This is a genomic window from Streptodolium elevatio (genome assembly GCF_053592165.1).
The window spans coordinates 1-25,287 of sequence record NZ_JBSFVE010000011.1 but is presented as its reverse complement, the minus strand read 5'-3'; the positions used below and the strand labels follow the sequence as shown (position 1 = coordinate 25,287).

Sequence of the window (25,287 nt, the reverse complement as noted above, 5' to 3'; positions counted from 1 at the left end):
GTGCGGGTACGGCCCGGTTCAGGGCCCATCCCGTTTTGGAAGGCGTTTCCCGGGCAGCGCGCCTCACGGAGTCCCCCCACGTTGGAGAGTGTGATGTCCACAGGTGCAGTGATAGCCATCATCATCATCGTCATCGGCGTGCTCGCCGTACTGGGTGCCGCGATGTGGATGCTCAATCGCAGGCGTCACCTGCGGGAGCGCTTCGGGCCCGAGTACGACCGGATGGTGGAGTCCGGCGAGAACCGGCGCGCGGTGGAACGCGAACTGCGGGACCGCGAAAGGCGCCACAACGAGTTGGACCTCAAGCCGCTGCCGCCGCGGGAGCGCGAGCGCTACGCCAAGGAATGGGTCGCCGTCCAGGAGAACTTCGTGGACACCCCGAGCAGCGCGGTGAACGACGCGGACAACCTGGTGACCCGCCTGATGCGCGACCGCGGCTACCCCACCGAGGGCTACGAGGAGCAGGTACGCCATCTCTCGGTGGAACACGGGCACACGCTGGAGCACTACCGCGAGGCGCACGAGATCAGCAACCGGGCCGCCGCCAAGGAGGCCACGACCGAGGACCTGCGCGGCGCGATGGTCCACTACCGGGCCGTCTTCGAGGACCTGCTGACGCGCAGCGAACGGGCCTGACCGGCACGTCGCCCGCCGACGGCCGCCCGGCGTGCCCCGGTACCGACACCGGTCGCGCCACCGCGAGTCCGCTTCGGATCCCCAACTCCCTTCCACCACGACGAAAGAGTCGAGATGCGACACGAAGGCAGCGAACACCGCGACCCCGGGCACGGAGACCGGGACCCCCGGGCCGACGAGCGCGCCCGACCGGAGACCGGCTCCCAGCCCGGCACCCGGGACCTCGCCGACGCCGGGAAGACCGACTCCCCGACCACGGCAGCACAGGCGTCCTCGCCGGCGCGACCGGCCCGACCGCCGTCCCTGCCGCACCCGCAGAAGCACGCCGATGCCCGGACCGAGCGGGAGAGCGGCGCGGCCGAGGGCGCGGGCACGACGGCCGAGCGCTCGGGAACGACGGCCGAAGGCGCGGGAACGAGGCACGAGCCGCCGCGCGGCCTCCCCGACGAGTCGTCCGCCGAGCGGCTGGCCCAGGAGGACCACGCGCTCCTCGAACCGGGTGACGCGAAGGACTTCCGGGTGAAGTGGCAGGAGATCCAGTCGGACTTCGTCGACCACCCCAAGGATGCGGTGCGCGAGGCCGACACCCTGGTCGCCGAGGTCATGCGTACGCTCGCCGCGTCTTTCGCGTCGCGCAAGGACGGCCTGGAACGCCAGTGGGCGCAGGGCGACGACGTCGTCACGGAGGACCTGCGGATCGCGCTCCAGCGCTACCGCTCCTTCTTCAACCGCCTGCTCAGCGCCTGACCCCTCGTCCGGCGGCGCCCCCCGCCGCCGGACGCATGCCGAGGCCGCCCCCGGACGCCGTTGTCCGGGGGCGGCCTCGACGCGTGGGGCCCGGCACGAAGCGGCGGCCACGCGCGAGCCGGTACTCGGGCCTGCCCCGGTCAGGAAATTGCGCACCGCCTCGACCGGCGTCTCCCCATGGTCCGGAATCCCGCGGCGGGGCCGGTGCCGCCGTCGGCGACAAGGCCGGTGAGCGGGTCCCCGATACTCTTGGGAGCCGCCGGCGCCGGTCGGCCGCTCCCCCTTCACGTACGGACCGAAGGCGTCCGGAGTTCAATCGCGCGGGACGGTCCTTCCGACTCCGTTTCCTTCGGCGGACCCCGGGCAGCCACTTCATATCCGGGATTTCGAACGCGCGCATCCTGCCGCCGCTTCGTATCGTCCCGGCCCGATCGGAGGGATCACATGTTCAGAGCCATCGGAGACGTTTTCCGGAAGATCGGCGGAGCGATCGCAACCGTGGTCACACTGCCGTTCCGTGCCGTTGCCCGGCTGTTCGGCGGGGCGTCCGATTCGGCGCGCGGCCGCCACTGACCACGGCCGAAACCACGAACCGGCTCGACGCACCAAGACCGACGAAACGGATCAATGAAGCGGATCCAAGAGGAGTATTGATGACCGACCCGAGACGCGTGCGCGAGCCGCGGGCCGTCCCGAGCCGGGTGAGCCTGCTCGCCCCTCGGGGCGAGCTGGACGAGGCCGCGGCGGACGCCTTACGGACGGAGGCCGCCGCGCGGATCGCCGAGGGCCGTCCGGACCTGGTGGTCGACCTGTCCGGCGTCACATTCTGCGACGCCTGCGGCCTGAGCGCTCTGATCGGCATCCGGCGCGGCGCCCTGGAGGCCGGTGGCTCGCTGCGGCTCGCGGCCGTACCCGAGGACCTGGACCACCTGCTGACCAGGACCGGGCTCCGGGATTTCCTGATCGCGTTCCCGACCGTCGAGGACGCCGTGTCGGCGCACGACGCGAAGCGCATGACGCAGCCGCCCAAGCACCCCGGCCGGACGCGTCGCGCGGCGCAGGCCGGGGCTTCCCGCGAGCCCAGCCGATAGCCGCGGGTCACCCGGGTTCGTGGCGCACCACCGCCCGGGCCCGGCCGCCGCTATTGGGCGACCCAGACGCTCGCGGGCGAGAAGCCGCCGAGGTCGGCGATCCCCGAGCGTCCGGGCACCTGGTACGGGCCGCCCACACAGTCGTCGTTCATGAACATGGCCGCACTCGAGGTGTGGGTGTTGGCGACCGAACGGACGCGGCCGACCCAGCCGTGGTCGACAAGACTCACGCAGGTGCCGCCGGGGACCAGCGAACTGACCGTCAGCCTTTGTCCCGTGAAGCCCGTGCCGTCGAACAGGCACAGAGTCCGGGTGAGCGAACACGCGGACGGTCCTCCCCCGGACGACACCGACGATGCGGTCGGCACGGCGGCTGCCGCGGTCGGCGCGGCCGCCGCCGTCGTGGCGATCGCCACGGCGATCCCGGCGGCGGCCCTGGCATGGGTTCCGGTGTAGCGGCGCATATGGCTGCCTTCCCTCCGTTGAGGCGACTGCCTCCGTTGAGTCGACTGCGGACCCGTCACAGCCTTCGTGTTGCAGCCGTCTCGTTATAACGAGGACACCGGAGAACATCCACCCAGATGACGCCCAACTCCCTTGCCATAAAAGCCTGTTCTCATGCTCAACGGGTCGGCTCACGGCGCGGGGGCCGCTCCGCACGGGGCCGCGTCGCCGCCAGGACAAGCGCCGCCGCAGACGCCAGCGCGCCCCCGAGGTACATGACCGAGGCGGTGCCGAGACCGTCGGCGGCGCGTCCGCCGAGAAATGCCCCCAGCGCTATCGCGGTGTTGAAGACACCGACCAGAAGGGCCGAAGCCGCCTCGCGTGCCCGGGGGACGGCGGCCAGGAGCCAGGTCTGCACGGAAACGGACACCCCGCCGTAGGCAACGCCCCACAGCACCAGCAGCGCCGCCGCGGCCCACACCGAGTCGCCGAGCGCGGGCACGAGGAACACGGTGGTGGCAAGCAGCGCGGACAGGAGCAGCAGCGTGCCGCGCGCCGAGCGGGTCGCGCCGAAGCCCGCCGCGAAGTTGCCCGCCACGCCCGCGATGCCGTACCCCAGGAGCAGCGCCCCGACCAGGGCCGCCCTGATCCCGGAGACGTCCTCCAGGACCGGGCGCACATACGTGTATGCGGCGAAGTGCCCGGTCACCAACAGCGCCACCACCACCAGCGCGACCCGCACGCGGGCGTCCGCAAGGGGTTCGGCGAGACGAGGGCGCGCGGCGTCCGGCGGCAGCGCCGGGAGCGCCGCGGCCAGGGCGACGGCCAAGCCGAGGCCGAGACCGCCGGCCGCCACGAAGGCCGCCCGCCAGCCGAGGAGTTCGCCGACATATGCGCCCGCCGGAACGCCGAGCACCGAAGCCACCGCGATACCGCTGAACACCAGCGAGGTCGCCGCGCCGACGGAGGTCGGCGGCACGAGGCGTACCGCGATCCCGGCGGCCAGCGCCCATACGCCGCCCATCCCGATGCCGACCAGCAGGCGCGCGGCGGTCATCACCGCGAAGTTCGGCGCCCATGCGCTGAGCAGGTTGCCCAGGCCGACGAGCGCCATCAGGAGGACGAGGGCCCTCCTCCGGTCGTGCCGGGCGAACACCGGCGCCAGCGCGGGCGCGGCGACGGCCGCCGACAGTCCGGTGACCGTGAGGGTCAGGCCGGCCGTGCCCTCCGAGACGGCCAGTGACTCACCGAGAGGGGTGAGCAGGCCGACGGGCAACATCTCGGACGTGACGACGGTGAAAGTCCCGGCCGCGACGACGGCGACGGCCGGCCAGCCGCCGCGCGCGGAGTGATCGACTTGATCGACAAGAGCCATGCCGCCAGGCAACCGTCCCGCCTCCCGGGGAACAACGGGAGATCTCTCATCCTTTGCATGAGCGTGGCTCATCGATCGCGGCGGGCCGCGCGACGGCACGGGGCGGAGCGACCCGGGCGGGCGGGCCCAGGGGCGCCGCCGCATCGGGAGAGTGGAGCGGCATGGCGGGCGGGATCGAGATCCGGGAGATCGAGGCCTTTCTCGTCCTCGCCGAGGAACTGCACTTCGGCCGGACCGGAGACCGGCTGTACGTGTCGCAGAGCCGCGTCAGCCAGTTGCTGCGCGCGCTGGAGCACCGGGTCGGCGCACGCCTCGTGGAGCGTACGAGCCGCCGGGTGCGCCTGACCCCGCTGGGTGCGCGCTTCCACGCGTCGCTGACCCCGGCGTACGCGGCGCTGCGTACCGCCGTCGACGACACGCGCGCGGCGGCCGGGGACGTGGCGGGCACACTGCGCCTCGGTTTCCAGGGCAGCGCCAACGACCAGCTCATGGACGCGATCGCCGCATTCGAGAGCCGGCATCCGGGCAGCGCCGCGGAGGTCGGCGAGGTGCCGTTCAACGACCCCTTCGGGCCGCTGCGGCGCGGCGAGGTCGACGCGGCGATCGTCCTGCTTCCGGCCGAGGAGCCGGACGTGGCCGTAGGACCGGTGTTCTCGCGCCGCCGCCAGACGCTCGCGGTGTCGGTGCGGCACCCGTACGCGGACCGCGCCGAGATCACCGCCGAGGATCTCGCGGCCTGCGATCTCATCACCGTCGCCGGTCCGGCCCCGGACTACTGGCGGCGCGCGAACGCCCCCGAGCGCACTCCGGAGGGAAGGGCGATCCCGCGCGGTCCCGCGGTGCGCACGCTTCAGGAGGGCCTGGCCGGCGCGGCGGTCGGCCGCGGCGCGATGCTGCTGTGCGAGCCGACCGCCGAGTACCACGCACGGCGCTCGCTGGCCTTCGTGCCGGTGACGGGCCTGCCGATGTCCGCGCTGGCGCTCACCTGGCTGCGGAACGGCTCGGGGCCGTCGGCGCGCGTGGCGGCGTTCGCGCGGGCACTGGCGGACACGGCCGACCCGGCCGACGACCCCGAGGAGCACTGACCGCGCGGGTCCTCGGCCGCTCTACCAGCCTGTCGGCCGTCCCCGGCCCGGTCCCCCGCTCAGCCCTTCGCCCACTCCTCGTCTCGCCGTACCGCGGCCTCGTGGACCGCCCCCGGCGGCTTCTCGCCCAGGATCCTGTCCCGCTGCGCGCGAAGGACCTCCGGGCGCGTGGTGCCCGCGAACTCCGGCCGCTCGTACAGGCGGCGGGTGTAGGCCCACAGGTTCGGGTAGTCGGGCAACCCGCGCCCGTCGCGCTCGATCGCGGCGTGGTAGCCGACCTCGAAGCGGATCAGCTTCACCCACAGCCGGATGTCCGAGAGCGTCAGCGTCTCGCCGTGCACGAACGCCGACTCGGCGAGTTGCGCCTCGTGGGCGTCGAGCGCGTTCACGCCGTCGACCAGGCCACCGGCCTTCACCTCGGCGGTGATCCGGCTGTCGAACGCGTCGATCTCGCCGTGCAAGTGCTCCGGGTAGAGGTCGACCGACGCGTCGCCCCAGGCGTCGAACCGCGTCGCCAGGTCCACGGGGATGACCGGGAAGTCGTTGCTCACCACCCGGGTCGTGGCGCGGTCCCAGAGGGTCGGCACCGAGATGTGGCCGTCGTACCCGGGCTCGGTGAGTTCGTACGCGTCCCGCAGCAGCGCGAAGCCGTTGACCGGGTCGGGGCCGAAGCGCTCGCGGAACGCCCAGCCCCGGCCGTCGCGTTCCTCGTCCACGTAGGAGGCGGTGACGACCTCCTCCAGGTCCTTCGCGGCCCGGACGACGGATACGATCTGCGCCCACGGGCAACCGTACGAGACGTACAGGTGGTACCGGCCCGGCTCGGCGGGGTACGGCGACGATCCCGGTGCGCCGATGCGGTCCTGAAAGGGATAGAAGGGCCGTTCGACCCCGTCACGCGGGGAAGGGTGCCTAGCCTGGTATGCGCCGAACACCTCGGTGTCGACAGGGCTTGCGAAGACGGCTGCGGTGGTCATTGTGACTCCTTCGGTCGCGAACCGGTCGTGGTCCGGTCGTGAAAAAAGCGCTCGTGAAGCGGTCGTGGTGGTCATGCGGTGAGGCGTTCGGTCGGCGCCGCGACGGGGGTGGGGGCCGAGGCCGCCAGACCGCGCAGCACGTCGCGTGCCAGGCTGTCGTTGACGCGGAACGTCGGCGCGTCGAACCGCGGCCGGGCGAATCCGCCCACGGCGACACCGCCCGCGACCCCGTGCCCTGTCGCGAACCGCGCGTTGTGCCCTATCCCGTCGGAGTCGACCAGGCGGTGGGTGCCGACCTCGGTCCGCACCTTGCCGGTGGGCACCCCGGCGAGCAGTTCCTCGGATACCGCCCCGCGGGCGTACAGCCTGCGCAGCAGCGGGTCCAGGGTGCGCGCCAACGCCGGCTCCGGAAGCCTGGCCTCGACGAGGGCCCGGGCGCGCACCACGCCGGGAACCGCCGGGCTGTGCGCGACGAACGCGCCGTCACGGGCGGCCACCGCCGTGTCCGGGCCGACGAAGCGGATGACGCCCGCTTCGGCCAGGGCGGCCATCTCCGCGAGGCGCGGCCCGGGCGGACCGCTCGCGATGTAGCTGAAGTAGTTGTGGAATTTCGAAAGTTCGTGCAACTGCGCGCTGTCGGAGATACGGCCTGCGGCCAACAGTCGGGCGATGACGCCGTATGCGACCAGCAGGGCGTGGATGACCGCCAGATCGGCACTGAACCGGGGGTCCGAGCGCCGGGCCAGATCAGCCGCCATGTGGGTGAGCAAGGCCTCTTGTAGCTCCGTCGCGTCGGCGAACCGCCTTCCGAGCAAGGGGCGGTCGAGGAGTCCGAGGTCGAGGCGGTCGTCCGGGCCCGGCACGGTCGCGTTGACCAACGGCGCATGATCGCCGTCGGCGAGTGCTTCGGCCAGCGGTTCGGCGACGTCGGCCCAATCGGCGGTGGTGCGGTCCCGGTGGGCGGTGAACAGGCGTTGGTAGTAAGCCCACAGCATCTCCCGGTCGAGTGCGGGGCGAATGTCGCGATGCCATTCCAGCGCCCGGGGCCCGGGGCGGTCGTCGAAGGTCTCGATGGCGAGGAACCGGGGCACATGGCGGTCCCCCGTCAGTTCGTACCCGGTCTTGGCGCGATAGGGCACGCCGCGCCGCGAACCGACGTACAGCACCGGTTCGTTGCCCGAGGGATGGTAGGTCGGCACGCCCTCGGCGCCGCGCCCGAACCGTCCGCCGCGCCCCGAGCTGACGCGGACCATCAGGTCGACGAAGGCGAGGCCAAGGCCGCGCACGATCACCGGCTCACCTGGGGCCAGGACCCCTAGGTCCTGGTCGGCGGCGTAGCCGCGCGGCAGGTAGGTCAGGCCGTTCTCGCGTGCGTAGCCGACGAATTCCCGCTCCGACGGGTCCGGCTCGTGGTCGAGGTGGCCCTGCGCGAGCACGACGGCGTCGGCGACGATCCCGGTGCCCCCGGCGAGTTCGAGTTGCTGGCGGCCGAACGGTCCGTCCGTGAGGTCGACGGCGCGGTCCCGGTGCACGATGATGCGGACGTTCGGCGGCGCGGATGCCGCCGTGGCCCGGAACACCCAGGCGAGGTAGGCGCTCAGCAGCGGTCGGCTCGGAAACGAGACAGGCGTCAGCCGGGACAGTTCGTCCGCGTACGGCGCAAGCGCCGGTTGGGTACGCCCTTCGCGGATCTCGGCAGCCCGGTCGCGCCCCCACTCCCACAGGGAGGGACCAGGCGCTATCGGTCCTTCGCATGTCGCGGCCTCGTCGGTGAACAAAGTGATGTCCGAGGCCAGGGAGTTCGCCCACAGGAGCGGTGACTGCTCGCGCCGCCAGACGCGGCCGGCGCCGGGTGGATGGGGGTCGACGACGTGCAGGTGCAAGGGATGCCGCGGCAACAGCTCGGCGGCGTTGGCGACCAGGCGTTCGATCAGCGAGGTGCCGCCAGGGCCCGCACCGATGACGGCGACGGAGAACGGACGGGGGTGGGCCATCGGGGTCTCCCGGATACGGGCGCGGCGGCCGGCGCGGCGCCGCTCGAATGCGTACGGAGAGTGGGGGGATTCCGCGCACCGCCGCACGGCCACGACCGCAGGGCTGTGCCTGTCGGGCCGTGGCTCCAAAGGCTGTGCCTGGAAGAACGTGATACCAGGACGTGCCTACAAGGACGTGCCTACGGCGGCATGACCATGAGACGCGGGGCAGGCGCCGGTGCGGGAAGCGTCCGGCGGAGCGTCAAGCGGCCTCAGACGCGCGGACAGCAGGTGCCGGCCACTCGGCAGTAGTCGATGTGGCGGCAGGACACCAGGCGCAGGTCCGTACTCACGTAACGGACGCTACGAAACCCGGCGCCGCGCTGTCAACGCCGAGGAGCCCCGGACGGCGTATCGCCCCCAGGCTTCCTGGGTGGCGAACCCGCCTTGTTTCACGGTCGGTTCATGTCGCTGTCACAACTGCGGACGACGATGGGTCAGTCGGGACCATCGAAGGGCGGGAGGCGTGATGACGTACGAACCGTTCCTGTCCGGCCGCCGCTACCTCGACTTCGGGCACGCCGTCAGTGCCGCGTGTCGCCCTCGCTGACGCCGTCTCACACCCGCGGCAGAGCCCTCACCGACGCCGGACGCCACCCGTGCGTCGTCCCGCCCCTCCCGTTCGGAGTCCCGTCATGCCATCCGTCCTCACCTTGTGGGGTTCGCCGTCGCGCGTGTCGCGCACCGGCATCGTCGCCGCACACGTCGCCGACCGCCTTGCCAAAGCCGGCCACCGCGTCGACCGTCTGGCCGTACGCGACCTCCCGCCGCAGGCACTGCTGCACGCCGACTTCGCCGATCCGGCGATCCGCGACGCGCTCGCACTGGTCGACAAGGCCGATGCGGTGGTGGTCGCCAGCCCCGTCTACAAGGCCGCCTACAGCGGCGTGCTCAAGGCTTTCCTCGACGTCCTGCCGCAGTTCGCGCTGCGCGGCAAGGCCGTCCTGCCGGTGCTGACCGGCGGCACCCCCGCGCACGTCCTCGCACTCGACTACGCGCTGCGGCCCGTGCTCACGTCCCTGGGCGCGACGCACGTTTCGCAGGGCTGGTTCGTCCACGAGTCGTACGTCCATCCCGGCGACGGGAACGGGGAAGGGGACGGCGGCACCGGCCACCGGCTCGACCCGGAGGGCCTGGCGCCGCTGTACGAGCTGGTCGACGCCTTCTCCGCGCACGTGGCGGGCCCTGCCTCGACCGGCTGACCGCGCGGGGCCGCCCGGCGGCAACGGCCACCCGTGGTCGACGCCCGTGGGGCCCGGACCGGAGTCGGTCCGGGCCCCACGGGTGTTTCCCTGCCGCCTGCGCCCCTCGGGCGCCGCCACGACGCGGTCTCAGGACCAGACCGCGGAAGGCAGCCGGGCCGCGACGTGCGGCACGACGTCCGAGGCGAACAGCTCCAGGACGCCGCGGCGCTCGTCGGCCGCCAGGCCCTCCACGCCGAGTGCCTGGACCTGGTGGCCGTACGCCTCGTGGTAGCGGCCGATCTTGTCGACGATCTGAGCCGGGCTCCCGACCAGCGCGGGCCCGCGTTCGATCGTGTCCTCCAGCGAGGCGAACGGCGAGTGGTTGTGCTGCGCGGCGGCGGTCCGCGAGAAGGCGTCCCAGTACGGCTGGAAGCGCTGCCTGGCCTCCTGCGAGGTCCGTGCCACGTAGCAGCCGCCCGCCCCCGAGCCGACGACGGCGTCGCGGGGATCGTGGCCGTACGCCTCCCAGCGCTCGCGGTAGTGGTCGATCAGGGCGGCGTACTTCGCCATCGGGTGGAACCCGTTCGCGGTGAACAGCGGGTCGCCCCACTTCGCGGCCAGTTCCGTCGACTCGGTGCTGGTGGCACTGCCGTGCCAGATGTGCGGCCGGGCGCGGAACGGCCGGGGCTGGGTCGTCACTTCGGCCAGCGGCGGCCGGAAGCGACCGGACCAGGTCACGTCCTCCTCGTGCCAGAGGCGGCGCAGCAGCTCGAACTTCTCCTCCTGGTACTCCCATTGCCGCTCCTCCTCCAGGCCGAAGAGCGGGAAGTGCCGGGGGTCGTTGCCCTTGCCGACCATGAGTTCGAGGCGGCCTGCGGAGAGCTGGTCGAGAGTCGCGTACTCCTCGGCCACCCGCACGGGGTCGAGGACGCTGATGACCGTGAGGGTGGTCAGGAGCCTGACGCGGGAGGTCCGCTCGGCCACCGCGGCCAGGACCACGGCCGGCGAGGAGGAGAGGAAGGGCGCGCCGTGGCGTTCCCCCACGCCATAGGCGTCGAAGCCGAGTTCCTCGGTCAGCACGGCGGCGTCCACGACGTCGCGGAGCCGGTCGTACGGCGAGAGCACTTCTCCGGTGACGGGGTTGGGGAGGTTGGCGACAAGGGTGAAGACCGCGAATTTCATGGTGTCTCCGGTCGGCGCGGGGCGAAAGACGGGGAACGACCGCAGGGCGGACCGCGGTGCGGCGGGTGGCAGGTGGCGGGGATCCGATGCGGACCCTGGCTCAGGTTCGGGGCCGCAGCGCGGTTCGGGCCCCGCCGGGCACCGCGGCGATGAGGTCCCGCGTGTACGCGTGCCGCGGCGAGCGCAGGACCTCGTCCGCGGTCCCGGACTCGACGAGGCGGCCCTGCCGCATCACCCCGACCCGATGCGCCACCCGGCGCACCACGGCCAGGTCGTGCGAGATGAACAGCAGGGCGAGCCCCAGCTCGTGCTGGATGTCGGTGAGCAGTTCGAGCAGTTGCGCCTGCACGGACACGTCGAGCGCGGAGGTCGGTTCGTCGCAGACGAGCAGGTCCGGGCCGGGCGCGAGGGCGCGGGCGATCGCGACGCGTTGGCGCATGCCGCCGGACAGTTCGGCCGGGCGGCGGTCGAGGACGTCGGGGGCCAAGGCGACCTGGTCCATGAGCGTGGCGGCGCGGTCCCGGCGGGCCGCGCGGTCGCCGATGCCGAACGCCCGCAGGGGTTCGGTGACGATCTGCGCGACGGTCAGCCGCGGATCGAGCGATGCGTACGGGTTCTGGTGCACGACCTGCATGCGGCGGCGCAGGCGGCGGAGTTCGGCGCGGCCCGCGCGGCTCCGGGCGAGGCGGGTGACGTCGGCGCCGGCCACCTCGGCCGTGCCCCGGGTCGCGCTCTCCAGCCCGAGGACCAGCCTGGCGGTGGTCGACTTGCCCGATCCCGACTCGCCGACCAGCGCGTACGTCTCGCCCCTGTCGATGTGGAACCCGACGTCGTCGACGGCCCGCAGGGTCGAACCGTCCGGCAGCGGGTAGTCCTTGCCGAGGCCTTGGACGGCGACGATGCGGCGGTCCGCGGCGCCGGATTCGGTCGGCGGCTCGGGGCCGAGGCCGTCTTCGAGGCCCGGGGCCGCGGCGACGAGCGTCTGGGTGTAAGGGTGTTCGGGTCGCCGCAGCACCTGGTCGGCGGGGCCCGACTCGACGACTCGTCCCTGGGACATGACCACGACCCGCTGCGCCCGGTCGGCCGCCAGCCCCAGGTCGTGGGTGATCAGCAGGACGGCGATGCCGTGTTCGCGCGTGAGCGTGCCGAGGTGGTCGAGGATCCCCTTCTGCACGGTCACGTCGAGTGCGCTGGTGGGCTCGTCGGCGACCACCAGCCGGGGGCGGCACGCGAGGGCGATCGCGATGAGCACCCGCTGCCGCATTCCGCCGGACAGTTCGTGCGGGTACTGCCGGGCGCGGATGTCCGGAGCGGGCAGGCCCGCTTCGCCGAGGAGGCGTACCGCGTTGGCGCGGGCGGTCCGGGCGTCCGCGGCCTTGTGCACGAGCAGCGCCTCGGCGACCTGGTCCCCGACCCGGCGCACCGGGTTGAGCGACACGGCCGGGTCCTGCGGAACGAACCCGATTCCCGCGCCCCGGACTTCGCGCATGTCTCGCTCGGGGAGCGTCAGGAGGTCGCGCCCCTCGAACAGCACCCGTCCGCCGGTGACCCGCCCGGCCCCCGGCAGCAGGCCGAGTACGGCGTGTGCGGTGGTGCTCTTGCCGGACCCGGACTCCCCCACCACTGCCACGACTTCGCCCGGACCGACGGTCATGTCCACGCCGTGCACAACGGTTCGCGGCGCGGAGTGACGTCCCTGGTACGCGACTTCGAGTCCGCTGATCTCCAGCAGCGTCATCGGTCGTCTCCTCGTTCGGTGTCGAGGGCCCGGGAGATGCGGTTGGCGGCGAGTACCGTCGCGGCGATCACCAGGCCGGGGAAGGCGGTGAGCCACCAGGCGGTGGCGACGTAGTTGCGGCCCTCGGAGACCAGGGATCCCCATTCGGGGGTCGGCGGGGTGGCGCCGAAGCCGAGGAAGCTGAGGGACGACACGGCGAGGATGGCCACACCGAATTCGAGGGCGGCCATCACGAGGACGGGCCCCCAGGAGTTGGGCAGGATGTGCCGCAGCAGCACACCCGTGGGGCGCACCCCGCAGGCGTGCGCCGCCTCCACGTAGCCGGCGGACCGTACGCGGAGCACTTCCGCGCGCATCACGCGCGCGAACCCCGCGGCGCTGGCCAGCCCGACCGCGAAGGCGACCTTGGTGGTGCCGAAGCCGAGCGCGGTGATGACGGCGAGCGAGAGCAGGAGCCGCGGGATGGCCTGGAGCACGTCCACGAGACGCATCACGGCGTCGTCGACGACTCCGCCGACGAAGCCGGCGGCGAGGCCGAGGGACGTGCCGAGCACCAGGGCGACGACCACCGCCAGCGCGGTGGCGTGCAGCGACAGGGACGTGCCGTGGACGACGCGCGTGAACACGTCCCGGCCGAGCTGGTCGGTACCGAACAGGTGTTCCGCGCCCGGGCCTTGCAGTTTGTCGGCCGGTTCGCCGGTCAGCGGGTCGCCGGGGGCGACGATGCCGGGAGCCACCGCGGCGAGCAGCACAAAGGCGACGAACACGAGGGACACCGCGAGCCCGGGCCGGTGCCGCAGGAAGGTCCCGCACCCCAGGGCCCGCCCGCGAAGTCGGGCGGACCGCGGCGGTACGACGGCGTCCTTCCCGCGGGCAGGCCACGGCTGATCGGTCGTCGCGGCGGCGGCGATTCTCTCGGTTCCGGATCGGTCCGCCGGGGTGGCGCCGTGCGCACCGTCACCGTCGGCCGCTTCCGCGGTGCGCGGCGGGTCGAGGGTTTCCGACATGGGTTCCTCCCTCAGACCCGTCGCGCGGGCACGGTGGCGATGCGCGGGTCCAGCAGCGGATACAGCAGGTCGACGAGCAGGCTGACCAGCACGAAGACCAGGGCGGACAACACCACGACGCCCTGCACGACCGGCACGTCCTGGGTGTCGACCGCAAAGGCGGTCACCCGGCCGAGGCCGGCCCGCGAGAACACCGTCTCGACCACCACCGATTCGGTGAGCAGGTTCCCCGCGAGCACGCCGAACACGGTCAGTGCGGGCAGCGCGGCGTTGCGCAGCGCGTGGTGGATGTGGATGCGGGCGCGGCTCGCGCCTTTCGCCCGCGCGGTGTCGATGTAGGGAGACGCGAGTGCGGTGGTCATGCTCTTCGCGAGGATCTGGGCGATGAACGCGGACGCGGGTAGGGCCATGGTGATCGCGGGCAGGATGAGGCTGTCGAACCCTTCGTTGCCCAGCGCGGGCAGCGCCCGCCACTGGAACGACACCACCTGGATGAGCAGCAGCCCCACCCAGAAGACCGGCATCGATATGCCCAACGCCGGCAGGGAGAGCAGGAATTGCCGCAGCCACCGATTGCGGGCGTACGTCGCCGCGAGGGCCAGGCCGACGCCGAACACCAGGGTCAGGAGCAGGGCCAAGCCGGTGAGTTCGAGTGTTTCGGGGAGCGCGTCGGCGATCATGCCGCGCACCTCGCCACCGGTCTGGACCGAGTGGCCGAAGTCGCCGGTCACGGCGTTGCGCAGGGCCTTCGCGTACTGGAGCAGAACGGGGTCGCCGATGCCGTACTCGTCGCGTACGGCCGCGATTTCCTGGGGTGTCGCGGTCGAGTCGATCCCGCCGAGCTTGATGCCGACCGGGTCGCTGGGGAGTGCGAAGAGCACGAAGTAAGACAGCGTGAACGCCGCCCACAACACGAACAGCGCCTGGAGGAGCCGGCGGACGAGGTAGCGCGCCATACGCCCGTCAGCCCTTCAGCCAGGCGTCGTGCAGGCTCAGCCGCGAGGACGCGTCGAGGGTGACTCCCTGCACCTTCGCGGCGAGGCCGTGCACCTGCGCGAGTTCGAACAGCGGTATGGCGTAACCGCGTTCGACGATCACCCGCTGTGCCTCGGCGACCTGGGCGTACCGGAGCCCCTGGTCGTTGAGGCGGGACTGCTGGTCCAGCGCGGTGTCGAGGGGGCCGACGGGCAGGTGGCCGCGGTTGGCGCTCTTGGTCGAGAACACCACGCGGAGCACGTCCGGGTCGGACCGGGTCAGGTTCAGGTAGCTGAAGTCGAAGTCGCCGCCGGCCAGGACGGTGTTGGTCTCCCCCGGGGTCAGCTTGCGAAGGCGCAGGTCGACCCCGACCTTCTTCAGTTGCTGCTGGACGAGTTCGAGGACGGACTGACTGGCATTGAAGGCCGGTGCGAAGACCACGTCGAAGCTGAGCTTGCGGCCGTTCTTGGCGCGGATGCCGTCCGATCCCGGCAGCCACCCGGCGGCGTCCAGGATCCGCTTGGCGCCTTCGGGGTCGTACCCGAGTGCCGCGCCCTGGTCGACGTAGCCGGGCGTGACCGCGGCGAGCGGACTGGTGGCCGGCTTGTACCGCGGGCTCAGCACGGTCTGCGTCAACTCGGGCCGGTCGACCGCCTTTTGCACGGCCTGTCGCACCGCGTCGTCGTCGAGGCCGGGGCGCACGACGTTGGGGAACAGACCGAAGACGACACCGGGGTTGGGGCGCGTGACGACGGTGTACGCGCCGCCCTCGAAGCGTCCCTCGTCCTGCGGCTGGATGTCGCTGATCGCGTCCACCTGGCCGGACTCCAGCGCGCCGGCGCGTACCCCCGATTCAGGGATGATCTTGTAGACGACCTTGTCGAGGTGCGCCTCCCCTTCCTTGTGCCAGAGCGACGAGCCCCAGTTGTACCCGGCACGCCGGGTGATCTCGACGCTCTGGTTCTGTTTGTACGAGCCGAAGACGAACGGCCCGGAGCCCACCAGCGCCCCCTGGCACCGTTCGTCGGCGGACCGGGCGAGCGTCGCCGGTGCCAGCAGACCGAGCGAGACCGTCGAGGTGGCCTGGAGGAACTGCGCGCTGGGCGTGCCGAATTCGACCCGCACGGTGGTCGGGTCGACGACGGTGGACCCGGTGTAGCCGGTGAGGTAGACGCCCGCGATCTGGGCCTTGGCGCCGAGGGCCACCACCCCGTCGAGGTTCGCCTTGACCGCGGTCGCGTCGACCGGCGTCCCGTCGCTGAACGTCACGCCGGGCCGCAGGTGGAACGTGAACTGCGTGGCCTCGGGGTTCACCTCCCAGGACTGCGCGAGCCACGGTTTGATCTCGCCGGTCGCCGGGTCCTGGTCGGTCAGCGAGTCGACGAGCTGACGGCCCACGTTGAGGCTCGCGTTGAGGCCGTACTGCTGGGGGTCGAGGCAGGTCGGGTCGACGGCGAGGGCAAGCGTCAGGGTGCCGCCCGCGCGCGGCGGACCCGCGTCCGCGGCGGCCGCCGTGGTCCCGTCCGTCCCCGAGCACGCGGACGCGGTCAGGGCGAGTGCGACCGCGGCGGCGGGAAGAAGGGCAGGGCGGCGGATGCGTCCGCCGGGACGGCGGACGGCGGCACCGGTCCGGCCGGGGGTTGCGACGGTGCGGCCGGCGGTGCGGCGCGATGCGGGCACGGGGTTCTCCTGAGGGCGTCAAGGCGGCACGCGACGCCGGCGGGCCGCGCGATCGGGGCGCGCGGCAGGCCGGAATGTGCGGCGGCGTGCTGGAGGCGGGAACAGAGTCGGGTGCCGGGCACGGCACCGGCGAAACGGCGCGGTGGACGCACGGCGGCGTCCGACCGGGTCGCGGCGTCAGCTGATGCGACAGCCCGCGCTGTGGACGCGCCCGAGGTCGATGTGCCTGCGGCTGCACAGCGGTTGCATGGTGCTCCTTGCCGTTGTGGCCCGCCCTGCCCGGCCGGCTTGGCTCCGGGAGCAGATGCGTACCCGCAGGAGCCTAGAAGTCGCGTGCGCCGCGAACAAGCCTGGTCACCGCGGTAGTTGATGCACCGGTATGAACTCTTTGTGTCGTGCCCCGCGGCGGACGCCGCGCCCGGGCTTCCGCAGCCCTGGCGCGCGGGAGGACGGCATGTACGATCCCGGCAAGATCACCGACGCCGCGGAGAGGGCCCCCATGAGAATCACCTCGCACCTCGATGCGCCCGACCGCGAGCGGGTCGAGTCCCGACTCGCCCGGAACCTCATCGCGTGGCTGACGAGCGTCCGGCCGGACGGGCAGCCGGTGAGTGTGCCGGTGTGGTTCCTGTTCCGCGACGACGAGACGATCCTGGTCTACAGCCGTCCGGGCAAGGCGAAGCTCCGCAACCTCGCCGCGAACCCGCGCGTGAGCCTGACGCTGGACGTCACCGACATCGGCCGCAACATCGTGCGCATCGAGGGGACCGCGCGGCACGACGCGGAAGTGCCGGCCGCGCACCTTGAGCCCGCGTACCTGGCCAAGTACATCGAGCGCATGGGGGCGATGTTCGACACCCCCGAGCGGTTCGGCGAGATGTTCTCCGCGCCGCTGGTCATCACCCCCGCGAAGGTGCTGATCTGACCGCCGGGCCGTCCCGCGCCGTACCGGGCCGCCCGCCCGCGGGGTAGGGGTGTCTTCACTTTCGCGTCGGCCAGCCCGCGGGCCGTGGTGCGTACACGCCCGGCCTGGCGGCCCTCCCAAGCAAGGCGCGGGCCCGCCCTCGGCCCGGGTTCGGCTTGGGAGGGCCGTCAAGGCCCGGCGGCAGAGTCCGTGACGTAGGGACGTGGGCGAGCGAAGGAGGGCCGCCGGGCCCGGCGCAGGCCCGGAGCGTGCCACGGTTCGCGAGCCCGGCGGGAACTTGAAGACACGACCTAGCGGGCGTCGTCCTCTGCGGCCCGCGGGCCGTCGTAATGGATGTGCATTTCGCCCTCCATCACGGTGTAGACGGTGCCGTGGTCGTTCGCGGTGTTCGCCTGGGCGGGCGCGGCCCCCGACGGCGGGCCGGCGTCCGGGTCCACGGCCGGGTCCACTTCGGATGTCGACCGCGCCGCCGCGTCGGGGGCGGCCTGCCGGATTTCCACGTGGTTTCCGCTGCCCACGATCAGCGGGGCCGTGGCGTCCCCGCCGATCCGGACCACGAACCGGTCGCCTGACCCGGATGCCATGAGGTTCCCCTGCCGTCGGAAGTCACCAGCGGGGACACGATATTCGACAACTGCGCCGACGGGGACCGGCGCGGCGGGGACGAATCGGGGGTCGTTGGGGGTCGGTCGGGACGGGTCGAGGGGGCGGCGGCGGACGCTACCTCGACACCCGGGTCAGGCTCTGTGTCCCGCAGGCGGGACAGGCCTGGAGTTGGTCGTTCGCGTCCAGCGCGGGGACTTCGCCCACCAGCCGGGCGGTCGCGCCGTCGCGGGCGACGGTGACGGTCGTCTCGATGGTGCCGAGCGTCGTGTCGCACGAGCCGCTGTCCAGGTCGTACAGCGGCTGCGAGCCCGTGTAGGTGCCGTTGCTTCCGGTCATCGTCACGCTGATCACCTCGCCACACGGATTGGTGCCCCGCCAGGCGAAGCTGCCCGGCCCCGACGCGACGAAGACGTACAAGTTGCCCTGGGTGTCCCGCCATTGCCCGGCAAGGCCGGTGTTCGCCGTCGGGGACGCGGAACGGGTCGGCGTGGCGCGGGTCGTCGACCCGGCACCGGTCGGCGAGGGCGCCCCGGTGTCGGTCGTGGAGAGGTCGAGCACCGACGCGCTCGACGAGCGGTCGTCCGAGTCGTCGTCCTTCTGGGCGTTGACCGTCACGGCCGTGGCGACGACGGCCCCGACGACGGCGAGGCCGACCAGGATACCGGTCAGCGAGGATCCCGCCTTGGCGCCCGTCGCGGCGCCCCCGGCCGCCGCCCCCTGCGCGGCCCCGCCTGACGCGGCTCCGGCACCCTGTCCCCCGCCCGGCGGGAAGGACCACGCCGCGCCCGGATCGGCCGGGCCTGGCGACGGCGGTCCGGGGACGGCCGAGCCGCCGGAGTCCGCGCCGGGGGGCGCCGAGCCCGACGGCGTGGGGCCTGACGCCGCGGGACCGGGGGTCGCCGCCGGCGGCACACCGGGCGGCGGCGTCATGCCGGCCCCCGAGGTGACCGCCCCGGGGAAGTCCGCACCCGGCAGCGACGTGCTCCGGGCGAGTTCCGCCATGTGCGACACCGCCTGGTCGGACGACGCGCCGGGGTCGAAGCCCGACACGATCCCCGAGTCCGCCCCCGATCCGAGACCGTCCGCACCCGGGAATCCGTCGCCTCCGGGCCCCGCCGGCGAAGCCCCCTCCGCGAGGCCCGGCCCGTCCGAGGGCACCGTCTGCGGCACCCCCGGTCCCTCTGGTCCCCCCAAGCCCCCCGCCGCTCCCCCGTCCGTACCGCCCTCCCCCAACTGCCGCCAAATGACCGCGGCTTCGGCCAACAGGACCGCGGACACGACACGCCGTCCGGTCAGGAGACTGCGAATGCCCTCCTGGTGGGTGAAGTAGGCCGCCGCCCGCGGGTCCCCCGCCCGCCGGGCCGCACTCCACCCGCGACCGAGCAATCGGCCCCACACCCCGAACCGCAGCGACCTGGCGGCGGCCGGCGAAGCGGCCCGCAACATCGCGACCGCCACGGCCGGTTGCCCGGCGTCCTCGGCAAGTGCCGCCGCGACCTCCAGCACCCGTGCCTGGTCCGCGACTTGAGCGGCAGTGGTGCTGGGCCGGGACAGCCAGTCGGTGAAGTACGCGCACAGCGGGTCCGCGGGGAACGGGTCGGGGTGGCGTCCCCGAGTCGCCGCCGCGACGTCCGGCACCGCCCGGAACCCCCGCTCGCCTTCCCCCGCGAGCCCCAGAGCCGCCAGACGCGCGCACAACGCCGCGGGGTCGGCGACGCCCACCAGCGCTCCCACGTGCTCGGCGGCCAACTCGGCGTCGCCCATGGAGGCCAGCAGCCGCAGGACGTTCGTCTCATGGACGTCGAGCCGGTCGAGCAGCAGCGCGAGAACTTCCGCGACCGCGGTGGGCCGGGGCAGCGCGGCCCCGGCCGACCCGTCCGTCCGGGCGAGCGCGGCGGCACGGAGCAGCAACCGCGGCCGGCCGTCGGCGGCCTGCCAAAGGTCCGCGGCGGCCCCGGTGTTCTCCCAGACGATGCCGCCCAGTTCGCGTGCCAGCAACTCGGTGGCGGCGGCCCGGTCGAGCCCCCGAACCTCGACCGTGACCCCTTCCGCCGGCAGAGATCGTTCGCGCCCCGCGAGAACGAAGGTCGCCGACGGCGCGGCGTCCATCAGGTCGCGGAGCTGCTCCTCGGGAAGATCCACGTTGTCGACGTACACGCGCACCCGCAACCCGGCCATCAGACGCCGGAGTTCGGGGATCGACGGGGCGTAGCCCGGCGCCTCGTAGCAGGCTTCGAAGATCTCCTGGGCGAGGTCGGCGGGGTCACGGTGGGCCGCGGAGAGAAAGACCGTGCCGTCGGCGCCCGGGGAGAACGTACCGGCCGCATGCCGCAGGATGGAGCTCTTGCCGATCCCCGGCGGTCCCCAGATCTGGACCGGGCCGCCGGACCGCACCGCGTCGGCCAGCAGGGCGAGTTCGGCGCTCCGGCCGAGCGGCGCCGCCTGGACGCGCGGCAGCAGTTCGATCCGCTCCCGGCGGACCGGGCGCGGCTGGTCGCCCCGCGTCACCAGGTTGACGACCGCGCCCTGCTGCGCGTCGATGACGACGTTGTGGTTCCCCGCGATCACCGCGCCGGAAGCGTTGCCGCGGATGTCGATGCGGTTGCCGGCACCGACGCCCTCGTCCGCGCGTTCCATGCTCCCCCTCGTGTCCCGGACCGCCTGTTCGATCACCGCCCCACGGTCGGCGGCGGGTGTTCAGGCTAGCCATCCGTCCGCCGCAAGAAGCCGTCAAAGTACGGGATTCGCGCGCACCGGCCGTTCGGTTTCCGCCCGGCGGCGAGCGGCATCGGCCGATCCGGCGCGGGGAACGACCGTTCAGGCGAAGGCAATCCGGTGCAACTCGGCCAAGTCGTCGATTCTGATGACCCGGTAGCCGGTGGACAGGACGCCCGACTCGCGCAGTCTCCGCAGCGCTTTGTGCACACTCGGCTCCGCCGCTCCCGCGAGGGCGGCGAGCTCCGGCTGCGTGATCGGCCAACGGATGACCGCTCCGGGGCCGTCGGGTTCGCCGTACCTGACCGCGATCTGGTGCAGCACGCGGGCGAGCCGGGTCGCGACGTCGCAGCCGGTGAAATCGATGCGAGATGCGGTCGCGGTACGCAATTTTGCGACCACGGACGCGTTCAACCCCTGCGCGATGTGCGGATCGCCGCGCAGGCACGCCAGGAACTGGGTGCGCGTCGCCGAGCGGGCGACGACCGGGCCGCAGGCGGTGACGGTCGCCGAACGCGTGCCGCCGTCCAGCGCGGCGAACTCGCCGACGAGGTCGCCGCCCATGCGGACGGCCAGCAGGGCGTCGCGGTTGTCGTGCGTACGCCCGGTCACTTTCACCACTCCGTCGAGCAGGACCAGGACGAAATCGGTCGCGTCCGCCTCGCGCATCAGCACGCGGTCGGCGGGATAGCGCACCTGTACGCCGAGCGCGAGCAGTTGCGCCCGCGCGTGCGGGGCGAGTCCGCCCAGCAGGCTCTGTCGAGGCCACTCGCCCGCATGCGGAGGCCGACCTGTGCCGGGCTCACCGTCCCCGCGCGCAGCGTCCATGACTCCTGATCGTATGCGCGCCGGCCCGAACTCCCGGTGTCACACGGCCGTTCCGCGCGATGGCGTACGGTCATGGCAGCCCTCCGGAGGCGTCGGCGCCCACGAGCCGCTCCGGACGGGCACCGGCCGCGCCGCGTCCCCAGGAGTGCCGTATGACACAGGAGCCGCAGTTCCGGTCCCGAGACCTGGAGTACCGAGACCCGGAGTATCGGGACCTTGAGTACGGGGACCTTGAGTACGGGGACCTTGAGTACCGGGACCAGGAGTACCGCGCCGCGCTCGCCGTCGACATCGAAAAGTCGGCGGGACGCGGCGACGCGGCACTCCTGACGATCCGTCAGGCACTGCGCACCGCGTTGCGCGAAGCAGTCGAGCGCAGCGGCATCGCCTGGGACCGCTGCCTGCGCCACGACCTCGGCGACGGCCTGCGCGTGACGACGCCCGCGGGTACGCCCAAGGTCCGGCTGATCCACCCGCTCGTGCCGGAGCTGTCCGCCCGACTGCAGGCCCACAACCGCCTCGCCGGCCCGCTCACGCGGATCCGGGTGCGCATGGCCCTGCACGCCGGCGATGTCTGGCTCGGCCCGGGCGGCGAAGTCGCCGGGCGGACGCTGGAACTGCTCGCCCGGCTGCTGGACGCCGCTCCCGCCCGTACCGCACTTGCCGAGGCCCCGGCGCACGTCCCCGTCGCCTTGCTCATCTCCCGGCACTACCACGACGAGACGGTATGCCACGGCTACCCCGGCGTCGACCCCGACACCTTCCACAAGGTGGCGGTCGCGGCGAAGGAGTGCGCCACCGACGCATGGCTGCACGTGCCGGGTGTCGCATCGCCCCCGCCCCGGCTGCCGGACCGGGAAGCGGCGCGGGTCCCCGGCGGCGCTCAGATGATCAACATGGCCTCGGGAAACGGCGTCGTCCACGCGACGCAGTACGGCACCCAGCACATCCACGTCACCGGGCCGCAGCCGCGGCCGGAGGAATCCGGGCACATGTCAGGCGGGTGACGCAGGGGGCCGCAGCCGGGCGGCCGATAGGATTGCGGACATGTCCTCTCCGTCCGCCACGGTCCGCACCGACGCACGCAGCAGCGACTCGGGCCCGATCCGCTACGCCGCCATCGCCGAGGTCGTCGCGGCGGCGCTGCGCCGGCGGATCCTCGACGGAGAACTCGCCGACGGCGACGTGATCCCCAAGCAGGACGAGCTGATGGCCGAGTTCGACGTCGGCCGCACCACGCTGCGCCAGGCGATCCGGATCCTGGAGACCGAGGGGCTGATCACCGTCCGGCGCGGCAAGGTCGGCGGTTCGGTGGTCCACAGCCCCACGCCGCAGGACGCCGCGCGCATGTTCGGCATGGTGATGCACGCCCGGCACGTGACGCTGGACGACCTGGCACAGGCACTGCGACGCCTCGAACCGGTGTGCGTCGCGCTGTGCACCCAGCGGCCGGACCGGACGACCGCGGTGCTGCCGCGGCTGCGCGAGGTGCACGAACGCATGGCGGCGGCGATCGGAGACCCGCTGGCGTACATCAGGCTGAGCCGCGAGTTCCACGAGGCGATCGTGGCCGGCTGCGGCAACCAGACCATGCAGATCCTGCTGGGCATGGTCGAGACGCTGTGGGCGCGGCAGGAGCAGACCTGGGCCGAGCAGTCGGCGGCGGACGTGAGCGACGAGATCCGTGCGCTGGGCGTTCGCGAGCACCAGGAGTTGATCGACCTCATCGCGGACGGCGACGACAGCGCCGCCTACCGGTTCGCGGTGCGGCACCTTGAGGGCGCGCACGCGTACCCGCTGCGCGGCCACGGCGCGCGGCCCATCGACTCCGACCCGCCGACCCACTGAGGCGCCTCCACACACCCCCGTCCTCTTGTGCCGTCCTGCCTCTCCGCCTTCCCTGGCCGCGTTCCTTGCTTCCTGACGCGCCGCCCCCCTCTGCGCTCGGCTTCCGGCCGTCGACATGGATGCTTAATCATGGCTATGATAGCCAGGAAGAGTACGCAGGCCTCCGGCTTGCCCGCGCCACCTGCCCGGAGGCCTCATGCGCTTCAGCTTCAACACGTTCAACCACTCGACCTACTACGGCCTCGCGCCGTCGCTGCCCGCGCAGATCCGTGCCGCCGCCGCGGCCGGATACGACTTCATCGGCCTGGACCTCCTCTCGGTCCTGGCGCACGAGCGCGACGGACTGCCGCCGCGGGAACTCGCGAAGCTGCTGGTCGAGCACGAACTGCCGTGCTACGAACTGGTGTCGCTCTCGATCTCCGCGGACCGCGACGCGACGCGGCGCAGCCTGGACCACATCCTGCGTACCGCCGAGGTCCTGCGCCCCCGCGAGGTGCTGTGCGTCGTGACCGGGGAGCCCGATGCCGCGATCGTCACCAATGCCGCCGAGTGCGCGGCCGCGCTCGCCCGCGAATCCGTGGGCCTGTCCCTGGAGTTCCTGCCGACGCGCGACGTCGACTCCATCGAGGTGGCCGACGCCCTGCTCGATCGGGTGGCACACCCGAACCTGCGCCTGGTCGTCGAGAGCTGGCACTTCTTCCGCGGCCCGAGCACCTGGGACGACCTGGCCCGCCTCCCCCTCGACCGCTTCGGGTTCGTGCAGTTCGCCGACGCCCCCGCCCCGGTGTCGGACGACATCCACCACGAGTCCATGCACCGCCGTGTCCTGCCCGGCGAGGGCGTCTTCGAACTCCGGCGATTCTGCGACGCCGTCACCGGCAAGGGCTACGACGGGGTCGTGAGCATGGAGGTGCTGTCCGAGCAGTGGCGGCAGGCCGACCTGGGCGACTTCGCCCGCGCGACCCTCGACTCCGCCCGCCGGCTGTGGGCGCGGCCGGACCGCGCACCGGCGTGACCTGTGCCACGTGTCCCGGGTACGCCGCTACCAGGCGCCGGCACTCGTGAAGAGCGGTGCGAGCGGCGCCGGCTTGGGCCTGCGCTCGCGGCCCGCGCCACCGGTGGTGGCGTCGGCGACCCCGCCCAGCCCCTCCAGAGCCACGATGGTGTTGTCGATGACCAGGCCGTACAACCGCTCCATGGCCTCAGGCAGCCGGTCGATCACCGGCTCGACGCGCGCCCGGTGTTCGGGCGCCGCGTCGCGCAGCGCCTCGCGCATCACGGGTGCCATCTCGTCGGCCGGCGCGCGCTGCGTGGCCAGGATTGCCTGGCCCACGATCGTGGTGCCGACCAGCGAGATGGCCAGGGCCATGTCCTCGTCGTCCAGCCCCAAGGGACTCAGCAGACTGGTCAGCATGATGAACGAGGGCAGCCACGCGGGTTGCCGCGTCGACGCGATGTACGGCAGCAACTGCGGGTAAGGGCGCAGGTGTTCCATGCTCGTCAGCATCCACGCGCGCAACTTGTCCTGCCACGTCGCGCCCTCGGGGGGGTCGAAGTGCATGTCCGTCGCAACCCGGTCCGCCACCGCGTGCAGCAGATCGTCGCGGTCCGGGAAGTACCGGTACAGCGCCATCGGCGCGGACCCGACCGCCTCCGCCACGCGCTTGATGGTGAGCGGCGCGCCGGGGTCCGCATAGACCAGGGCCACCGCGGCCTCGATGATCTGCTCGCGCGAGAAGCGCGCGGGTCTGCCGCGCCCCCGTGTGGCAGTGCCGTCCGCGCCCTCAGTCATGCCAGTCCTTTCGCCGCGCCCCGTACTGCGCCGAGTCCGTGTGGCTCAAGGTTACGCAGTCGAAGCCCGGCCGGGGACGGCACGGCCGCCGCGTTTGGCCCTCGCCTGGATCTTGAATGCGCAGGCAATTCATGTAACGGTTCCACAATTACGTTCGCCGATTTACGCGGCCGCGCCGCGGCACCGTCGGCAGGCACACTTCTGAACGACCGAGGAGGACTCCCGGTGGAGTTCGGCATCTTTCTGAACGGGTTCACCCCGGGACCGGCTGCGCACGACCGCCCGTCCGAGCACCTGTCCCTGATGCGCGAGTTGGACCTCGCGATCAAGGCCGACAAGCACAATTGGAAGTACGTCTGGTTCGGTGAGCACCACGCCCTGACCGAGTACTCCCACATGTCGGCCCCCGAGGTCGCGAT

General features: G+C 72.6%; 23 protein-coding genes and 1 pseudogene. 11 read left to right on the top strand and 13 right to left on the bottom strand.

Annotated elements, in window-relative coordinates:
* The first annotated feature begins 93 nt into the window (after positions 1-93).
* The 4 genes from ACWD12_RS20665 (at position 94) to ACWD12_RS20650 (ending at position 2,474) form a co-directional block, all read left to right on the top strand.
* Entirely contained in the window at positions 94-636 is a 543-nt protein-coding gene (locus ACWD12_RS20665; RefSeq protein WP_450100725.1) for a hypothetical protein, read from the top strand.
* A 114-nt stretch (positions 637-750) separates the two neighbouring features.
* Positions 751-1,383, top strand: a complete 633-nt coding sequence (locus ACWD12_RS20660) for a hypothetical protein (protein ID WP_450100724.1) — start codon at positions 751-753, stop codon at positions 1,381-1,383.
* Positions 1,384-1,827: 444 nt separating this feature from the next.
* On the top strand, positions 1,828-1,956 hold the full coding sequence (locus ACWD12_RS20655) for an LPFR motif small protein (RefSeq protein WP_358363318.1): 129 nt from the start codon (positions 1,828-1,830) through the stop codon (positions 1,954-1,956).
* A gap of 80 nt (positions 1,957-2,036) precedes the next feature.
* On the top strand, positions 2,037-2,474 hold the full coding sequence (locus tag ACWD12_RS20650) for an STAS domain-containing protein (protein WP_450100723.1): 438 nt from the start codon (positions 2,037-2,039) through the stop codon (positions 2,472-2,474).
* Between the two features lie 50 nt (positions 2,475-2,524).
* Here ACWD12_RS20650 and ACWD12_RS20645 read toward each other — a convergent pair whose 3' ends face one another.
* The gene (locus tag ACWD12_RS20645) at positions 2,525-2,938 is read right to left on the bottom strand and encodes a peptidase inhibitor family I36 protein (RefSeq protein ID WP_450100722.1); all 414 of its coding nucleotides are present in this window, start codon (positions 2,936-2,938) and stop codon (positions 2,525-2,527) included.
* Positions 2,939-3,096: 158 nt separating this feature from the next.
* Complete coding sequence (locus ACWD12_RS20640; RefSeq protein WP_450100721.1) at positions 3,097-4,293, bottom strand: MFS transporter; 1,197 nt, start codon at positions 4,291-4,293, stop codon at positions 3,097-3,099.
* 161 nt (positions 4,294-4,454) lie between these two features.
* Between ACWD12_RS20640 and ACWD12_RS20635 the strand changes: the two genes are divergently transcribed.
* The gene (locus tag ACWD12_RS20635; RefSeq protein ID WP_450100720.1) at positions 4,455-5,378 is read left to right on the top strand and encodes a LysR family transcriptional regulator; all 924 of its coding nucleotides are present in this window, start codon (positions 4,455-4,457) and stop codon (positions 5,376-5,378) included.
* Positions 5,379-5,437: 59 nt separating this feature from the next.
* Here ACWD12_RS20635 and ACWD12_RS20630 read toward each other — a convergent pair whose 3' ends face one another.
* Positions 5,438-6,355 carry a glutathione S-transferase C-terminal domain-containing protein gene (locus ACWD12_RS20630; protein WP_450100719.1) on the bottom strand — a complete coding sequence of 306 codons (918 nt, stop codon included), beginning with the start codon at positions 6,353-6,355 and terminating at the stop codon, positions 5,438-5,440.
* A gap of 71 nt (positions 6,356-6,426) precedes the next feature.
* Entirely contained in the window at positions 6,427-8,349 is a 1,923-nt protein-coding gene (locus tag ACWD12_RS20625; RefSeq protein WP_450100718.1) for an FAD/NAD(P)-binding protein, read from the bottom strand.
* Between the two features lie 674 nt (positions 8,350-9,023).
* Between ACWD12_RS20625 and ssuE the strand changes: the two genes are divergently transcribed.
* A complete protein-coding gene (gene ssuE, locus ACWD12_RS20620) occupies positions 9,024-9,590 on the top strand; it encodes an NADPH-dependent FMN reductase (RefSeq protein ID WP_450100717.1) in 567 nt (188 codons plus the stop codon).
* Positions 9,591-9,719: 129 nt separating this feature from the next.
* Here the strand turns inward: ssuE and ACWD12_RS20615 are convergent, their stop codons facing one another.
* The 5 genes from ACWD12_RS20615 to ACWD12_RS20595 all read right to left on the bottom strand — a co-directional run bounded on the left by ACWD12_RS20615 (position 9,720) and on the right by ACWD12_RS20595 (position 16,154).
* Entirely contained in the window at positions 9,720-10,754 is a 1,035-nt protein-coding gene (locus ACWD12_RS20615) for an LLM class flavin-dependent oxidoreductase (protein WP_450100716.1), read from the bottom strand.
* Positions 10,755-10,854: 100 nt separating this feature from the next.
* Positions 10,855-12,492 (bottom strand): dipeptide ABC transporter ATP-binding protein, encoded by a 1,638-nt coding sequence (locus tag ACWD12_RS20610; RefSeq protein WP_450100715.1) that lies wholly within the window; start codon positions 12,490-12,492, stop codon positions 10,855-10,857.
* A complete protein-coding gene (locus tag ACWD12_RS20605; RefSeq protein WP_450100714.1) occupies positions 12,489-13,499 on the bottom strand; it encodes an ABC transporter permease in 1,011 nt (336 codons plus the stop codon). The genes ACWD12_RS20610 and ACWD12_RS20605 overlap by 4 nt, the downstream gene beginning before the upstream one ends.
* A gap of 11 nt (positions 13,500-13,510) precedes the next feature.
* Positions 13,511-14,455 carry an ABC transporter permease gene (locus ACWD12_RS20600; protein ID WP_450100713.1) on the bottom strand — a complete coding sequence of 315 codons (945 nt, stop codon included), beginning with the start codon at positions 14,453-14,455 and terminating at the stop codon, positions 13,511-13,513.
* A 7-nt stretch (positions 14,456-14,462) separates the two neighbouring features.
* Entirely contained in the window at positions 14,463-16,154 is a 1,692-nt protein-coding gene (locus ACWD12_RS20595; RefSeq protein WP_450100712.1) for an ABC transporter substrate-binding protein, read from the bottom strand.
* A gap of 454 nt (positions 16,155-16,608) precedes the next feature.
* Here ACWD12_RS20595 and ACWD12_RS20590 point away from each other — a divergent pair, with 454 nt between their 5' ends.
* Positions 16,609-17,079, top strand: coding sequence for a TIGR03667 family PPOX class F420-dependent oxidoreductase (locus ACWD12_RS20590; protein WP_450100711.1), 471 nt, complete (start codon positions 16,609-16,611; stop codon positions 17,077-17,079).
* 290 nt (positions 17,080-17,369) lie between these two features.
* Here ACWD12_RS20590 and ACWD12_RS20585 read toward each other — a convergent pair whose 3' ends face one another.
* The 3 genes from ACWD12_RS20585 to ACWD12_RS20575 form a co-directional block, all read right to left on the bottom strand.
* The gene (locus ACWD12_RS20585; protein WP_450100710.1) at positions 17,370-17,663 is read right to left on the bottom strand and encodes a hypothetical protein; all 294 of its coding nucleotides are present in this window, start codon (positions 17,661-17,663) and stop codon (positions 17,370-17,372) included.
* A 136-nt stretch (positions 17,664-17,799) separates the two neighbouring features.
* On the bottom strand, positions 17,800-20,322 hold the full coding sequence (locus ACWD12_RS20580) for an ATP-binding protein (RefSeq protein ID WP_450100709.1): 2,523 nt from the start codon (positions 20,320-20,322) through the stop codon (positions 17,800-17,802).
* 180 nt (positions 20,323-20,502) lie between these two features.
* Complete coding sequence (locus ACWD12_RS20575; protein WP_450100708.1) at positions 20,503-21,228, bottom strand: Crp/Fnr family transcriptional regulator; 726 nt, start codon at positions 21,226-21,228, stop codon at positions 20,503-20,505.
* A gap of 152 nt (positions 21,229-21,380) precedes the next feature.
* Here ACWD12_RS20575 and ACWD12_RS20570 point away from each other — a divergent pair, with 152 nt between their 5' ends.
* The 3 genes from ACWD12_RS20570 (at position 21,381) to ACWD12_RS20560 (ending at position 24,091) form a co-directional block, all read left to right on the top strand.
* The gene (locus tag ACWD12_RS20570; RefSeq protein WP_450100707.1) at positions 21,381-22,235 is read left to right on the top strand and encodes a hypothetical protein; all 855 of its coding nucleotides are present in this window, start codon (positions 21,381-21,383) and stop codon (positions 22,233-22,235) included.
* Positions 22,236-22,275: 40 nt separating this feature from the next.
* Positions 22,276-23,076 carry a FadR/GntR family transcriptional regulator gene (locus ACWD12_RS20565; protein WP_450100706.1) on the top strand — a complete coding sequence of 267 codons (801 nt, stop codon included), beginning with the start codon at positions 22,276-22,278 and terminating at the stop codon, positions 23,074-23,076.
* Positions 23,077-23,272: 196 nt separating this feature from the next.
* Positions 23,273-24,091 carry a sugar phosphate isomerase/epimerase family protein gene (locus tag ACWD12_RS20560; protein WP_450100705.1) on the top strand — a complete coding sequence of 273 codons (819 nt, stop codon included), beginning with the start codon at positions 23,273-23,275 and terminating at the stop codon, positions 24,089-24,091.
* Positions 24,092-24,118: 27 nt separating this feature from the next.
* Here the strand turns inward: ACWD12_RS20560 and ACWD12_RS20555 are convergent, their stop codons facing one another.
* Positions 24,119-24,868: a TetR/AcrR family transcriptional regulator gene (locus ACWD12_RS20555; protein ID WP_358363346.1), complete on the bottom strand. Its 750-nt coding sequence runs from the start codon at positions 24,866-24,868 to the stop codon at positions 24,119-24,121.
* 225 nt (positions 24,869-25,093) lie between these two features.
* Here ACWD12_RS20555 and ACWD12_RS20550 point away from each other — a divergent pair.
* Positions 25,094-25,287, top strand: a pseudogene (locus tag ACWD12_RS20550) (LLM class flavin-dependent oxidoreductase); the annotation flags it as partial.

Coding starts and splice junctions, on each gene's coding strand:
- ACWD12_RS20665 (WP_450100725.1), top strand. CDS start 94: ATGTCCACAGGTGCAGTGATAGCCATCATCATCATCGTCATCGGCGTG.
- ACWD12_RS20660 (WP_450100724.1), top strand. CDS start 751: ATGCGACACGAAGGCAGCGAACACCGCGACCCCGGGCACGGAGACCGG.
- ACWD12_RS20655 (WP_358363318.1), top strand. CDS start 1,828: ATGTTCAGAGCCATCGGAGACGTTTTCCGGAAGATCGGCGGAGCGATC.
- ACWD12_RS20650 (WP_450100723.1), top strand. CDS start 2,037: ATGACCGACCCGAGACGCGTGCGCGAGCCGCGGGCCGTCCCGAGCCGG.
- ACWD12_RS20645 (WP_450100722.1), bottom strand. CDS start 2,938: ATGCGCCGCTACACCGGAACCCATGCCAGGGCCGCCGCCGGGATCGCC.
- ACWD12_RS20640 (WP_450100721.1), bottom strand. CDS start 4,293: ATGGCTCTTGTCGATCAAGTCGATCACTCCGCGCGCGGCGGCTGGCCG.
- ACWD12_RS20635 (WP_450100720.1), top strand. CDS start 4,455: ATGGCGGGCGGGATCGAGATCCGGGAGATCGAGGCCTTTCTCGTCCTC.
- ACWD12_RS20630 (WP_450100719.1), bottom strand. CDS start 6,355: ATGACCACCGCAGCCGTCTTCGCAAGCCCTGTCGACACCGAGGTGTTC.
- ACWD12_RS20625 (WP_450100718.1), bottom strand. CDS start 8,349: ATGGCCCACCCCCGTCCGTTCTCCGTCGCCGTCATCGGTGCGGGCCCT.
- ssuE (WP_450100717.1), top strand. CDS start 9,024: ATGCCATCCGTCCTCACCTTGTGGGGTTCGCCGTCGCGCGTGTCGCGC.
- ACWD12_RS20615 (WP_450100716.1), bottom strand. CDS start 10,754: ATGAAATTCGCGGTCTTCACCCTTGTCGCCAACCTCCCCAACCCCGTC.
- ACWD12_RS20610 (WP_450100715.1), bottom strand. CDS start 12,492: ATGACGCTGCTGGAGATCAGCGGACTCGAAGTCGCGTACCAGGGACGT.
- ACWD12_RS20605 (WP_450100714.1), bottom strand. CDS start 13,499: ATGTCGGAAACCCTCGACCCGCCGCGCACCGCGGAAGCGGCCGACGGT.
- ACWD12_RS20600 (WP_450100713.1), bottom strand. CDS start 14,455: ATGGCGCGCTACCTCGTCCGCCGGCTCCTCCAGGCGCTGTTCGTGTTG.
- ACWD12_RS20590 (WP_450100711.1), top strand. CDS start 16,609: ATGTACGATCCCGGCAAGATCACCGACGCCGCGGAGAGGGCCCCCATG.
- ACWD12_RS20585 (WP_450100710.1), bottom strand. CDS start 17,663: ATGGCATCCGGGTCAGGCGACCGGTTCGTGGTCCGGATCGGCGGGGAC.
- ACWD12_RS20580 (WP_450100709.1), bottom strand. CDS start 20,322: ATGGAACGCGCGGACGAGGGCGTCGGTGCCGGCAACCGCATCGACATC.
- ACWD12_RS20575 (WP_450100708.1), bottom strand. CDS start 21,228: ATGGACGCTGCGCGCGGGGACGGTGAGCCCGGCACAGGTCGGCCTCCG.
- ACWD12_RS20570 (WP_450100707.1), top strand. CDS start 21,381: ATGACACAGGAGCCGCAGTTCCGGTCCCGAGACCTGGAGTACCGAGAC.
- ACWD12_RS20565 (WP_450100706.1), top strand. CDS start 22,276: ATGTCCTCTCCGTCCGCCACGGTCCGCACCGACGCACGCAGCAGCGAC.
- ACWD12_RS20560 (WP_450100705.1), top strand. CDS start 23,273: ATGCGCTTCAGCTTCAACACGTTCAACCACTCGACCTACTACGGCCTC.
- ACWD12_RS20555 (WP_358363346.1), bottom strand. CDS start 24,868: ATGACTGAGGGCGCGGACGGCACTGCCACACGGGGGCGCGGCAGACCC.